The organism is Piscinibacter defluvii (assembly GCF_004011805.1).
In the GTDB taxonomy this organism is placed as follows: Bacteria; Pseudomonadota; Gammaproteobacteria; order Burkholderiales; family Burkholderiaceae_C; genus Piscinibacter; species Piscinibacter defluvii.
The window spans coordinates 337,252-349,946 of record NZ_RCHJ01000004.1; the positions used below are offsets into that span (position 1 = coordinate 337,252).

Below are 12,695 nucleotides of genomic sequence, written 5' to 3' on the forward strand. Positions count from 1 at the left end.
TCAGCCCAGGCGCGCGAACAGCACGCCGTACGGATCGAACTCGATCGAGGGCTCGCCGCCTTGTGCGCCGGCGAGCCTCGCGCCGTCGGCGCCGCTCGCGGCCAGCACATCGACCGTGCAGTCGTGGCCGGGCAGCGGCAGCGTCGCGGCCTGGTCGGAGAGGTTGAAGGCGCACAGCACGCGTTCGCCCTCCCAGGCGCGGACGAAGGCCAGCACCTGCGGATGCGCGGGCAGCAACTCGATCGCCCCGCGCACCAGCGCCGGCTGCGTGCGGCGCCAGTGCAGCAGGCGGCGGACATGCTGCAGTTGCGAGCCCGCGTCGGCCTCCTGCCGGTCGACCGCCAGCGGCCGATGGGCCTCGACGATGGGCAGCCACGGTGGTGTGGCGCCGCTGCCGAAGCCGAGGTCGGGCGCGCCCGATTCCCAGGGCATCGGCGTGCGGCAGCCGTCGCGCCCCTTGAACTCGGGCCACATCGCGATGCCGTAGGGGTCGCGCAGCTGGTCGCGCTCCAGCTCGGCTTCGGGCAGGCCGAGCTCTTCGCCCTGGTAGAGGCACACGCTGCCGCGCAGGCTGAGCTGCAGCGCGGCCCCCAGGCGCAAGAGCGCCGCCGGCGCGGCGGCCCCGCCCCAGCGCGTGGCCCAGCGCATGCAGTCATGGTTGGACAGGGCCCAGCAGGGCCAGCCCCCGCCCGGCATGCCCTCGAAGCGCTCGATCACGCCGCGCACGTAGGCCGCACCGTGCTCGGCCGACAGCAGATCGAAGCAGTAGCCCATGTGCAGCCTGTCGGTGCCGGCGGTGTATTCGGCCACCATCGCCATGCCGAGCTCGTCGCCGATCTCGCCCAGCAAGGCCGCGTCGCCGCGCGCGTCGACCAGCGCGCGCACCCGCGCCAGGAACTGCAACGCCTCGGGCTGGCTCTTGTCGTGCAGGTGGAGCTGCCAGCTGTACGGGTTGGCGGCCGGCGCGGTCGGGTCGTCGCCGGCGGGCATGCCGCGGCCCGGGTTGTTGCGCAGCTGCCGGTCGTGGAAGCAGAAGTTGATCGCGTCGAGGCGGAAGCCGTCGACGCCGCGGTCCAGCCAGCGGCCCAGCATCTCGAGCAGCGCGTCCTGCACCGCCGGGCAGTGGAAGTTCAGGTCCGGCTGCGCGGCGAGGAAGTTGTGCAGGTAGTACTGGCGCCGCCGCGTGTCCCATTGCCAGGCGCTGCCCCCGAACACGCTGAGCCAGTTGTTCGGCGGCGTGCCGTCGGGCAGGGCGTCGGCCCACACGTACCAATCGGCCTTCGGGTTGTCGCGGCTCGCGCGGCTCTCGACGAACCAGGGGTGCTCGTCGGAGGTGTGCGAGAGCACCTGGTCGATGATCACCTTCAGGCCGAGCGAGTGCGCGCGCGCCGCCAGCGCGACGAAGTCGTCGAGCCGGCCGAACATCGGGTCGACGTCGTCGTGGTCCGCGACGTCGTAGCCGAAGTCCTTCATCGGACTCCTGAAGAAGGGCGAGAGCCAGAGCGCATCGACCCCGAGCGCGGCGATGTGGGGCAGGCGCTCGGTGATGCCCGGCAGGTCGCCGATGCCGTCGCCGTTGCTGTCGGCAAAGCTGCGCGGATAGACCTGGTAGATCACGCTGCCGCGCCACCAGTCGCGCGTCGAGGGTGAAGTCGGCATGGAGGTCTCCTTCACCACTGGCTGCGCTTGATCTGCCGGAGCTTGCCGTCGAGCCGGCGCACCGCGTCGGCGCCGCTGCTCTTCTTCGAGAGCACGTCGTGCGCCGCGTCCCAGAAGGCGCGGCTGACCTCGGGGTACTTCAGGCTCGTGGCACCGGCCGGCCGGGCGACCGCGTGGGTGAAGACCGGCAGCAGTTCGGCCATGAACGGATTGGCCTTGACGATCTCCGGATCCTTGTAGAGGTCGACGATGGTCGGGTTGTACGAGCCGCCGATGGCGCGATGCTTCTGCACCTCGGCGCTGGTCATGTGCATCACGAGGGCCGCCGCCGCCGCGACGTTCTTCGAGTACTTCGAGACGCCGAGCTGCGCGCCGCCGAGGGTCGCGGCCGGCCTGCCGCCGGGGCCGGCGGGCAGCGGCGCGATGCCGACCTTGCCGCGGACCGGGCTGTCGGCCGCCTGCGCGAGGGCCCATGCATAGGGCCAGTTGCGCATGAACAGCGCGCCGCCGGTCTGGAACACGCCGCGCGTGTCCTCCTCGGCGTAGTTCAGCACGCCGCTCGGCGCGATCGTGCCGATCCACGCGGCGGCGCTGGCCAGTGCACGGGCGGCCGCCGGGTTGTCGATCGTGACGGCCCCGGACGGATCGACCACCGTGCCGCCGCCCGCGCTCGCCACCCACTCGAGCGCGTTGCAGCTCAGTCCTTCGTAGGCCTTGGCCTGGAACACGAAACCCTGGAAGTCCTTCGCGCCGGCCGCCCGCTCGCCCTCCATCACCCGCTTCGCCGTGGCGGCCAGCTCGTCCCAGGTCGCGGGCGGCTTGAGCTGGTACTTCGCCAGCAGGTCGCGGCGGTAGTAGAGCAGGCCGGCATCGGTGTACCAGGGCATGCCGACCAGCTTGCCGTCGACGGTGTTGTTCGCGACGATGGCCGGGAAGTGGGCCTTCTCGGCCCCCTGGCTGTAGGGCTTCAGGTCGACGAGATGGTCCTTGATGACCCCGGGCCAGACGACGTCGATCAGGATCACGTCGATGTCCGACGACTTGGCGGCGAACTGCTGGCGCAGCAGCGCGAGGTTGTCGGTGGCGCTGGCCGGGGCCGTGTACATCTTCACCGTGTGGCCGTTGCGGCGGCCCCATTCCTGGGCGAACCGGCCGCAGTGGTCGGCGTCGGCGGCATTCGAGCCGCAGGCGATGGTGAGCTGGGCGGCCGGGGCGGCGCCGGCCAGGCCGAAGGCGAGCACGGTGGCGGCTGCGTGGCGCGCGAAAGCGGTGCGCATGGGAGATCTCCGTTGGTCGGTGGGATGGGGGGGCGGGCTCAGAACCAGCCCTCGACCTGCATGCCGTAGCTCACGCCGCTGCGCTTGTCGCCGAAAGCGTCCACCGGCGTGTTGCAGTCGCGCCCGGTGCAGGTGACGGTGCCGGCCCGGGCGGCGGCGTTGTTCCACTTCGCGTAGGTCACGAAGAAGCGGATCGCCGGTCGCGCCCAGAGGCTGCGGCCCATGGAGAACTGGGTGCCGACGGTCGCCTTGGCGAGCTTGCGCGTGCCGAGGGTGTCGCCATCGGATCGCGCCTGCTGGTAGCCGAGTTCGGACATCAGGCTCCAGACGTTGTTCAGGTGGTACTGCGGCCGCGCTCCGATCCAGTACTCCTTGTTGGTGACGCCCTCGACCTTCGCCTGGCGTGTGCCGGCGGTGAACGATGCGGTGACCGGCATGCCCTTGGGTTCGATCACCCAGTGGTCGAACAGCAGCCACTCGGTGCGCTTCTCGTTGCTGCCGGCGATGCCCCAGCCGCGCAGCGTCATCGCGTTCTTCGCGACCTTCAGCACGACCTGATTGAAGCCGCCCAGGCCGAACAGGTCGTCCTGGGTGTGCTGGAGGTGCAGGCCCAGGCCGTTGCGGCCTGCCTGGTTGTCGATGCTGCGCGTCTCGCGCACGACCACGTTGACCGGCGGCGTGGCCGGGTCGTTGTCGATGTCGATCGGCTGCACGGTGTCGACCGTGTAGGTGCTCCGGCCGTCGCGGTTGTTCTTGAGCGACAGGTCCAGGCCCAGCGACACCTTGCCGCCCGGATTGGTCTCGATGCCTTCGAGCCGGAAGTCGTGCACGCTGACCGTGCGCGAGCCGCCGCCGATGAGGTCCGGGTTGAAGCCGCCCAGCGACGGGTTGATGCCGTAGCCCGTGAAGTCGCCGATGCGCATCAGCGCGTAGGAGAACTTGCCGATGCCGGCGTCGACGTTCTCGAGGCCGAAGCCGACACCCTGGTTCGGCTCCCAGAAGCCGTAGTCGAGCATGTGGATGTCGCGGTTGCCGTAGAAGCGCTTGCCGGCCCACAGCGACGCGCCCTTGAGTGCCGGCAGGCCCATGCCGGCGCCGATGTCCTGCGCCTCGACGAACACCTCGCGGAACGATGGCGCGGTCTGCTCCCAGTTGGCGATGCCCTGCGTGCCGTAGGAGAAGCGGAAGGTGGACTTGAACGTGGTGCCGTCGACTTGGCCGAGCGTCGAGCGGAACACCAGGTCGGCGTAGGTGTCGCATTCGTTGCCGAGCCGGAACCACAGCACCGAGCCCGGCAGCCGGTAGCAGACCTCCTTGCCGCCCTCGCTGCTGCTGCCGGCGCCGCTGCGGAAGTAGCCGCCGAAGTCGACCGGCACCGCAGCCGCGGTGCCGGCCAGCAGCACGCCCAGCGCGACGGCAGCCACTTGGGGAAGGGATCGGGTTCTCATCGGTTGTCTCCTCGACGGCGGGTGGGCACGCACCAGCCAAAGCGGTTTGGATTTCGGGCGAAACAAGGCCCCGCGAGGCGGTGTGCTGCGCCGCCCCGGTCTCGGGGAACCGCCGCCCAAGGTTGCGGCAGCGGGTCCACAGGTCTTCATTCTGGCTTGTGCGCAAACGTTTGCACCCAAGGAAAACCCGTAGCCCTGCTGACTGAATTCTTGGGGTCCGCCCTTCGCACCGACGAGTATGTGCAACTGTTTGCACTATCATCGCCCGATGGATCCCAAACCGCCGAAGCCGTCGCGCCTGCAGATGGCCGACATCGCCCGGCTGGCGAACGTGTCGATCTCGACCGTCTCGCGGGCGCTGAGCAACCACCCGCGCCTGTCCGAGGAGACCCGGCAGCGCATCCACGAGCTGGCGCGGTCGCTGCACTACTCGGTGGATGCCGGCGCGCAGATGATGCGCGGCAAGCAGCCGCCGACGGTCGCGGTGGCCTTCCCGTACCACCCCACCGAGCGCCAGCACTTCAAGGACCCGTTTTTCCTCGCGCTGATCGGCGCGATCGGCGATGCGCTGATCGACAGCGGCCACAACATGCTGATCGAGGCCGTGCAGGCGGACGACTTCGAGCGTGTCGCCAAGCCGTACGAGACGCGCCAGTGCATCGGCACCATCCTGCTCGGCCAGGAGCATTACCACGACCGCATCAATGCGCTCGCGGTGCGCGGCATCCCGTTCGTCGTCTGGGGCGCGCGCCTGAAGGACCAGCTCTACTGCAGCGTCGGCAGCGACAACACGCTCGGTGGCCGCCAGGCCACCGAGCACCTGCTGGCGCACGGGGCGCGGCGCATCCTGTTCCTGGGCGACCCGAGCCTGCCCGAGATCGCCCAGCGCCACGAAGGCTGGCTGGCCGCGCAGCGCGCCCACGGTATCGAACCGGAAGCGGGCCTGACCCGACCGGTGCCGTTCGTGCCGCAGGCGGCACGCGCCGAAATCGAGCGGGTGCTGGCCGACGGCCCGGCGTTCGATGCCGTCTTCGCCGCCAGCGACCGCCTGGCCCTGGCCGCGATGGCGGCCCTGCAGGCTCGGCAACGGCGCGTCCCGCAGGACGTGCAGGTGGTCGGCTTCGACGACATCGCGTTGTCGGCGGAGGCGAATCCGCCGCTGACCACGGTGCGCCAGGATCTGGAGACGGCCGGCAAGACCCTGGTCGAGCGCCTGCTGGCGAAGCTGGCCGGCCAGGCCGTCGAGCCCGTCCTGCTGCCGACCACGCTGGTCGTGCGCGGATCCACGCACGGCGAGCCGGAGTCCGGGCGGCCGCCGCCGGCCTGAACCCGGCGCCAGCGCCGCGGCGCCGGGCCGCGCTCAGCCCGCGTCCGGCTGCCGCGCCGGCGCGGCGCGCGCGAACGCCTCGATGTCTGCGCAGGCCGCGTCGACCGCGACGATTCGCGGCCAGCGGGCCAGGTCCACGCCGAAGCGGCGTGCGCTTTCCACCTGCGGCACGAGGTGCACGTCGGCCAGCGTCGGCGCAGTGCCGAAGCAGAAGCGAGCTCGCGTGGTGTCGGCGGCGAGCAGCGCCTCGATCGCGTCGAAGCCGGCGGCGATCCAGCTGCCGCACCAGGCGTTGACGGCCGCCTCGTCGGCGCCGAAGCGCTGGCGCAGCGCCTGCAGGATGCGGCGGTTGTTCACCGGGTGGATGTCGCTGGCGACGATCGCCGCCAGGGCCCGCACCCGCTGCCGCGCGAACGCATCGGCCGGCAGCAGCGGCGGGCTCGGGTAACGCTCCTCGAGCCACTCGATGATCGCGCCGGACTGGATCAGCACGTGGCCGTCGTCGAGCTCGAGCGCGGGCACCAGCTGCTGCGGGTTCACTGCCCGGTAGGCGTCCGCGAGATGCGCCTCGGTGCGCAGGTCCACCGCGACCTGCTCGACCGCCAGGCCCTTCAGGTTCAGCGCGATGCGCAGCCGGTGCGAAGTGCCGCTGCGGAAGAAGCCGTACAGCTTCATCACGCCACCCTCGATGCGGCCGGCACCTGCGGGGGCTCGGTCCGCCGGGCGACCGGCACCAGCAGCGTCAGGCACACGCCCAGCACCGCCAGGCCCGCGAGGATCTGGAACACCGCGTCCAGCGCCAGCCCGCCGCCCACCAGCAGCCCGCCGAGCATCGGCCCGGCCACGCCGCCGAGGCGTCCGAAGCCGGCGCACCAGGCCACGCCGGCGGCGCGCACGTTGGTGCGGTAGTAGTTCGCGACAAAGCCGTAGATCAGCGTCTGCGTGCCGCTGGTGCCCAGGCCCACCAGCGCCACCACCGCGAGCAGCACCGCCAGCGGCAGGTGCAGCGTGAGCGTGACGATGGCCAGGGCACCGAGCGTGAACGAGGCCGCCACCACCGGCTTGGGGCCGAAGCGGTCGGCCACGCGCGAGGCGAGCAGGCCGCCGAACAGCGAGCCGCCGTTGAGCACCAGCAGGAACGACAGCGAGCCCTTGGCGTTGAAGCCGGCGCGAAGCATCAGCTCCGGCAGCCAGGTGTTGAGCGAGTACACGAGCAGCAGGCCCATCGCGCTCATGCCGCCGAGCAGCAGGGTCGGCACCCGGTAGCCCGCGCCGAACAGGCCGGCGTAGCCCGGCTTGCCCGCGGCCGCCGGCGCCGCCGCCGGCGCGACCGGCGCGGCCGGATCGAGACCGAACTTCGCCGCCACGCGCGCCGCCTCCTCGTGCCGGCCACGCGACTTCAGCCACAGCACCGACTCCGGCATCTTGAAGAAGGCCAGCGGCAGCAGCGTGACCAGCGGCAGCGCGCCGATCCAGAACATGCCGCGCCAGCCGATGTGCTCGAGCAGCGCGATCGCCAGCGCCGCGGCGAGCACGCTGCCGAGCGGGATGCCGGAGTAGGTCAGCGCGTTGTAGAGGTTCTTCCTGCCCGGCGGCGCGTACTCGGAGATCAGCGCCGCGGTGGTGGCCAGCAGCGCACCGATGCCGAGTCCGGTGGCGAAGCGCATCCAGCCGAACAGGCTCGCGCTGTCGGCCAGCGCACAGGCCGCCATGCCGAGCGAGAACCAGGCGTAGGAGGCCAGCATCACCCTGCGCCGGCCGATCAGGTCGCCCACGCTGCCGGCCAGCAGCGCGCCGACCAGCACGCCGATCAGCGCATAGCTGCCCAGCGCGCCGGCGATGGCCGGCGTCACCGGCCCGAGCTGTGACGGGTCGCGCAGGAAGGTCGAGACCACGGTGCCGTAGACCACCAGGTCGTAGCCGTCGAACACCAGGCCGGTCATCGCCAGGCCCACGATCCAGGCCAAGGCGCGGCCTGGGCGCGCCGCGCGGGCGCCCTGATTCGTCGTCATCGCAGTCCCCTCAGGCGGCCGGGCCGACGGTCAGCGAGATCTCGCCGACGCCGTCGATGTGGCCGCTGATGCGGTCGCCGGGCACGACGGCGCCGACACCTTCGGGCGTGCCGGTGAAGATCAGGTCGCCGGGTTGCAGGTGGTAGAACAGGCTCAGGTCGGCGATCAGCTCGCGGATGTTCCAGATCAGCTTCGAGAGATCCGACTGCTGGCGCGGCTGGCCGTTGACGGCGAGCGCGAGTGCGCCCTGCTCCAGCACGACGCCGGGCATGGCGATGACCTCGGAGACGACCGACGACTGCTCGACGTCCTTGCCCAGGTCCCAGGGCCGACCCTTGTCGCGCGCGGCGAGCTGCAGGTCGCGGCGCGTCATGTCCAGGCCGCAGGCGTAGCCGTAGACCAGCTCGTGCGCACGCTCCTGCGGCACGCGGAAGCCGGCCTGCCCGATCACGAGCACCAGCTCCATCTCGTGGTGGAAGTTCGTCGTCTCGCTCGGGTAGGCGACGGTCGCGCCGGATTCCACCAGCGTCTGCGGCGACTTGGTGAAGTAGAACGGCCGCTCGGCCGACTTGTCGACCGGCTTGCCCATCTCGACGGCATGCGCGTGGTAGTTGCGGCCGACGAAGAACAGGCGATTCACGGGCAGGCGCGCGGCCTGGCCGCGCACCGGCAGCGACAGCGGTGCCGGCGGGTTCCAGAGGTATTTGGTCATGAAGGTCTTTCGGTTCGGAGGATTCGGGGCTCAGCCGCGCACTTCGTAGACGCCCAGCTTCGTGTGCAGCGGCGCCTCGTCGGCCAGGAAGAGGAAGGACGGTTCGGTGTCCGAGCGGTTGGCGAGCACGATCTCGCTCCAGCCCGGCGCGCAGCAGGTGTCGGCCTCGGCGAGGGCGAAGGCGCTGCCTTCGATCGTGACCGTCGTGCCGCCCTCGATCTGGTGGAACACCGTGGCGGGCGAGCGCACGGGCAGGCGCAGGGTCTGGCCCGGGCGCAGCATCTGCGCGTAGAAGCCGAGGATGTTCTCGGCGTGGCCGCCGGTCTCGGGATTCGTGTAGGTCACCTGCACCGAGGCGAGCTGCGGCTGGTCGGCGGCGAGCGCCTGCAGCGCGGCCTTCGCTTCGGACCAGGGATAACGCAGCATCGGGTAGGGCGTGTTCGTGCGCTCGAACACCGGCGTCGGCACGATGCCGCCGCGGGCGTAGCGGCGCTCGCCCTGGCCGGGCTGCACCGCCTGGCGCGGGCCGTCGATGTGGTAGCTCGCCTCCATGTAGTAGACGAGCGGGAGGTCCAGCACGTCGAGCCAGACCACCGGCACGCTGCCGTCGTGGCCGTGTTCGTGCCACAGGCCGGTGGGCGTGAGGATCAGGTCGCCGCGGCTCATCGGGCACTTCTGGCCGTCCACCGTCGTGTAAGCGCCCTCGCCCTCGACGATCATGCGCACGGCGTTGGGCGTGTGGCGGTGGGCCGGCGCCCATTCGCCCGGCAGCAGCAGCTGCATGCCGAGGTACATCGCGCTGCTGGCCTTCATGTTCTCCAGGCCGTGGCCGGGGTTGGCGAGCACCAGCACGCGGCGCTCGGCCTTCTCGATCGGCGTCAGCTCGCCGGCCTTCAGCAGCAGCGGGCGCAGCGCCTCGTAGCTCCAGAAGGTCGGCTGCGTCAGCGGCCGCGGCCGGCCCGGCGGCAGCACCGCGCGCAGGCTGGGCCACAGCGGCACGAGGTTCTGCTTCTTCAGCGCCTCGACGTAGTCGGCCGGCAGGTCATCGAGTCGTCCCAGTTCGTTCATCGTCTTCTCCTTACTGGGCGAGGCAGTTGCCCACGTTCCAGCCGTACAGCCATTCCATCGCATCGTAGAAGCGCTCGGGCGAACGGCCGCGCCAGAGGTCGTTGCGCACCAGGCGCTCGACGCCCTTGGCGTGGTAGAGCCGCCCCATCTCGCGCGAGCTCAGCACGATGCGCGCGGTGCGGGCGATGCGCGAGCGCTGGTACAGATCGAAGGCCGGCTCGAACTCGTTGCCGTTGACGCGCAACGACTCGCCCAGCGTGACCGCGTCTTCCAGCGCCATGCAGGCGCCCTGGGCCATGTACTGCGTGGTCGGGTGCGCGGCGTCGCCGAGTAGCGTGGCGCGGCCGTAGGTCCAGCGCGCGATCGGCTCGCGGTCGGCGGTGGCCCAGCGCTTCCAGCTCCGGGGCAGATCGATCAGCTGGCGCGCTTTCGGGCAGATGCCCTGGAAGTAGCTCTGCACCTCCTCCTTGCTGCCCTCGCGCACGCCCCACTCCTCCTGCTCGCGGCTGTGGAAGGTGACGACCACGTTGTACTGCTCGCCGCCGCGCAGCGGGTAATGCACCAGGTGGCAGTTCGGGCCGACCCAGATGCTCGCGGCGTTCCACTGCAGGTCGGCCGGGAAGTCCTTCTTGTCCACCACCGCGCGGTAGACCACGTGGCCGGTCACGCGGGCCGGGTCACCGACGTACTTCTGCCGCACCACCGACTTGACCCCGTCCGCGCCGATCAGCGCGATGCCGCTGTGGGTGCGGCCCTGCTGGTCGACCACCATCACGCGGTCGGGTGACTGCTCGATGTGCTCGACCCGGGTGGAGGTGAGGAACTCGACCCGGCCGGTCTCCTGCGCGCCCTCGAGCAGCGACAGGTGCACGTCGACCCGGTGGATCACGGCGTAGGGGTTGCCGAAGCGGGCGCGGAAGGCCTCGCCGGTCGGGATCTTGCCGACCTGGTACTCGTCGAGCGCGTCATGCATCACCATGTAGTCGGTGTAGACGGCGCGGCCACGCGCCTTCTCGCCGACACCGAGCGCGTCGAAGGCGTGGAAGGCATTCGGCCCGAGCTGGATGCCCGCGCCGATCTCGCCGATCTCCGGCGCCTGCTCCAGCACCTTCACGCGGAAGCCCCGGCGCACCAGCGCCAGCGCTGCCGCCAGGCCACCGATGCCACCGCCGGCGACCAGCACCGGCTCGTTCATGTTCACGTCGCTCATCGTCCGTCTCCTGGCAGCAGTTTGCTGATGATCAGTACGCTGATGATCAGTCTAGGCGAAGATCAACGCGACTCGATACGGGTTTACCCTAGGTCAGGTGCTTGTAGAAGAAGGTCGTGCCGCAGGGCGCGCCGTCGGGCATCAGCGCGTAGCGCGGCACCTCGCCCACGCGCTGCCAGCCGGCGCGGGCGTACAGACGCTCGGCATCGCCACCGGTCACGGTATCCAGCACCAGGACGCTGCGGCCCTCGGCGCGCGCCACCCCGTCCAGCGCCGCCATCAGCCGCGCCGCGATGCCGAGCCGGCGGGCACGGCGGTGCACCAGCATCTTGGCCACGTCGGCGCGGTGCGGCTGGTTCTCCGGCAGGCCGAGGATCAACTGCACGGTGCCGACCAGCGCGCCGTCGGACTCCTCGGCCACCAGCAGCGCGCGCTCGCCGGCCGCCACGCCCGCGGCCACGCCGCGCCAGAAGGCCTCGGCCCTGGCGCGTGTCATCGGCATCATGAAGCTGACCGAGGCGCCGCCCTCGACGCAGTCGATCAGCACCTCGGCCAGCGCCGGCACCAGCGCCGCCGCGTCCTCGCCCGCCACGCGGCGGATGCGCACCCCGTCGTTCATCGGTTCCTCCACGGCAGGCTGACGAGCGCGACGAGGTATCGCGCGGCCCGCCTGGTCGGGTTGTGCCAGACGATCGGGGCGTCCAGCTGCATCGCCAGGCAGTCGCCGGCCTCGAGACGCCAGGTCTCGCGGCCCACGCTCAGGTCCATCGCGCCCTCGATCATCCAGACCTGCTGGTGCACCTCGGTCTCGCGCGCCGCCTGCTCGTAGGCCACGCGCTGGCCGGGCGGGAAGCGCACGTCGACCAGCTGGATCGGCGAGGGCCAGGCCGGCGACACGTTGCGCCGCACGTAGCCGGAGGCCGGGTCGGTCCAGACCGGCTGCTCGGCCACCCGCGCCAGCGGCGCGGGCGCCGCCGTCCGCGCCGCCGCGTCGGCCTCGAACAGCGAGGCGAGTGTGACGCCCAGCGCGGCGGCCAGCCGGTCCAGCACCACGGCGGTCGGGCTGCTCTGGCCGCGTTCGATCAGCGAGATCGCCGAGCGGCTGACGCCGCTGCGCTCGGCCAGCGCGTCGAGCGAGAGGCCGTTGGCCTCGCGCAGCGCGTGCACGCGCCGGGCCAGGCGGGGGGTGATGTCGTCCATGTCTCCAGTTTACTGGAAACAGCATCCACTTTTCTAGATGCCGGATCAGCCGGGCTGGAACGAGGCGAGCCGGCGCGCGTCGAGGATCTGGATGTCGCGCTTGTCGATGCGGATCAGCCCGGCCGCTTCCAGCTCGTGCAGCACGCGCGAGAAGTACTCCGGCGTGAGCGACAGGCGCGAGGCGATGGTGGCCTTGCTGACCGGCAGCGAGACGGTGATCACCTCGCCGGTGGCGCAGTCCTCCACCACCTGGTCGCGCAGCAGGTAGCCGATCACGCGCTGCATGCCGCTGTGCAGCGCGTAGGCCTGCACGTCGTGCACCAGGCCGTGCAGGCGGCGCGAGATGCCTGCGAGCATGCGCAAGGCGAACTTCGGGTCCTGCGCGATCTCGGCCAGCACCGCCGGCTTGCCGACCGACAGCAGCAGGCTGTCGGTGAGCGCCTGGGCGTTGATGATGTAGGGCTTGCCGGTGAACATCAGCGCCTCGGCGAAGCTCGCACCGGGGCCGATCAGCTCGATCACCTTCTCCTGCCCGGCCGGCGAGAGCGCGAACAGCTTCACCTGCCCCATCACCGTGACGTGGAACTCCTCGCAGGGCTGGCCGACGTGGAACACCATGTCGCCACGCCCGAAGCGGCGCAGCTGGCAGCCCTGCGCCAGGCGCGCGAGCTCGGGGGGCTGCATGTCGCTGAACAGCGGCAACACCGAGAGGTAGCGCGGCAGGTCGAACTGCTTCAGGTCCATCGCGGCAAGGGCGTCGAGGTGGGCGGATTCTCGGCCGC

The 12,695-nt window shown here is 71.1% G+C and carries 12 protein-coding genes; 1 reads left to right on the plus strand and 11 read right to left on the minus strand.

Annotated elements, in window-relative coordinates; genetic code table 11:
* The 3 genes from D9C15_RS14160 to D9C15_RS14170 are packed head-to-tail and all read right to left on the minus strand — an operon-like array spanning window position 1 to window position 4,384.
* Window positions 1-1,659 (minus strand): alpha-glucosidase family protein, encoded by a 1,659-nt coding sequence (locus tag D9C15_RS14160; RefSeq protein WP_127998263.1) that lies wholly within the window; start codon window positions 1,657-1,659, stop codon window positions 1-3.
* 11 nt (window positions 1,660-1,670) lie between these two features.
* On the minus strand, window positions 1,671-2,936 hold the full coding sequence (locus D9C15_RS14165) for an ABC transporter substrate-binding protein (protein WP_127998265.1): 1,266 nt from the start codon (window positions 2,934-2,936) through the stop codon (window positions 1,671-1,673).
* 38 nt (window positions 2,937-2,974) lie between these two features.
* A complete protein-coding gene (locus D9C15_RS14170; protein WP_164886728.1) occupies window positions 2,975-4,384 on the minus strand; it encodes a maltoporin in 1,410 nt (469 codons plus the stop codon).
* Between the two features lie 268 nt (window positions 4,385-4,652).
* On the opposite strand from D9C15_RS14170, the gene D9C15_RS14175 reads away from it, so the two are divergent.
* The gene (locus D9C15_RS14175) at window positions 4,653-5,711 is read left to right on the plus strand and encodes a LacI family DNA-binding transcriptional regulator (RefSeq protein ID WP_240668409.1); all 1,059 of its coding nucleotides are present in this window, start codon (window positions 4,653-4,655) and stop codon (window positions 5,709-5,711) included.
* Window positions 5,712-5,744: 33 nt separating this feature from the next.
* On the opposite strand, the gene maiA is transcribed toward D9C15_RS14175, so the two are convergent.
* The 8 genes from maiA to D9C15_RS14215 all read right to left on the minus strand — a co-directional run bounded on the left by maiA (window position 5,745) and on the right by D9C15_RS14215 (window position 12,657).
* Window positions 5,745-6,386: a maleylacetoacetate isomerase gene (gene maiA, locus D9C15_RS14180; RefSeq protein WP_127998269.1), complete on the minus strand. Its 642-nt coding sequence runs from the start codon at window positions 6,384-6,386 to the stop codon at window positions 5,745-5,747.
* On the minus strand, window positions 6,386-7,723 hold the full coding sequence (locus D9C15_RS14185) for an MFS transporter (RefSeq protein WP_127998271.1): 1,338 nt from the start codon (window positions 7,721-7,723) through the stop codon (window positions 6,386-6,388). Before D9C15_RS14185 ends, maiA begins: the two co-directional genes overlap by 1 nt.
* 10 nt (window positions 7,724-7,733) lie before the next feature.
* A complete protein-coding gene (locus D9C15_RS14190) occupies window positions 7,734-8,435 on the minus strand; it encodes a fumarylacetoacetate hydrolase family protein (RefSeq protein ID WP_127998273.1) in 702 nt (233 codons plus the stop codon).
* 30 nt (window positions 8,436-8,465) lie between these two features.
* Entirely contained in the window at window positions 8,466-9,503 is a 1,038-nt protein-coding gene (locus tag D9C15_RS14195) for a cupin domain-containing protein (RefSeq protein ID WP_127998275.1), read from the minus strand.
* A 10-nt stretch (window positions 9,504-9,513) separates the two neighbouring features.
* Window positions 9,514-10,713 carry a 3-hydroxybenzoate 6-monooxygenase gene (locus D9C15_RS14200; RefSeq protein WP_127998277.1) on the minus strand — a complete coding sequence of 400 codons (1,200 nt, stop codon included), beginning with the start codon at window positions 10,711-10,713 and terminating at the stop codon, window positions 9,514-9,516.
* An 88-nt stretch (window positions 10,714-10,801) separates the two neighbouring features.
* Window positions 10,802-11,332: a GNAT family N-acetyltransferase gene (locus D9C15_RS14205; RefSeq protein ID WP_127998279.1), complete on the minus strand. Its 531-nt coding sequence runs from the start codon at window positions 11,330-11,332 to the stop codon at window positions 10,802-10,804.
* Entirely contained in the window at window positions 11,329-11,913 is a 585-nt protein-coding gene (locus D9C15_RS14210; RefSeq protein ID WP_127998281.1) for a helix-turn-helix domain-containing protein, read from the minus strand. Before D9C15_RS14210 ends, D9C15_RS14205 begins: the two co-directional genes overlap by 4 nt.
* A gap of 45 nt (window positions 11,914-11,958) precedes the next feature.
* Window positions 11,959-12,657 carry a Crp/Fnr family transcriptional regulator gene (locus D9C15_RS14215; RefSeq protein ID WP_127998282.1) on the minus strand — a complete coding sequence of 233 codons (699 nt, stop codon included), beginning with the start codon at window positions 12,655-12,657 and terminating at the stop codon, window positions 11,959-11,961.
* Between the last annotated feature and the right edge of the window lie 38 nt (window positions 12,658-12,695).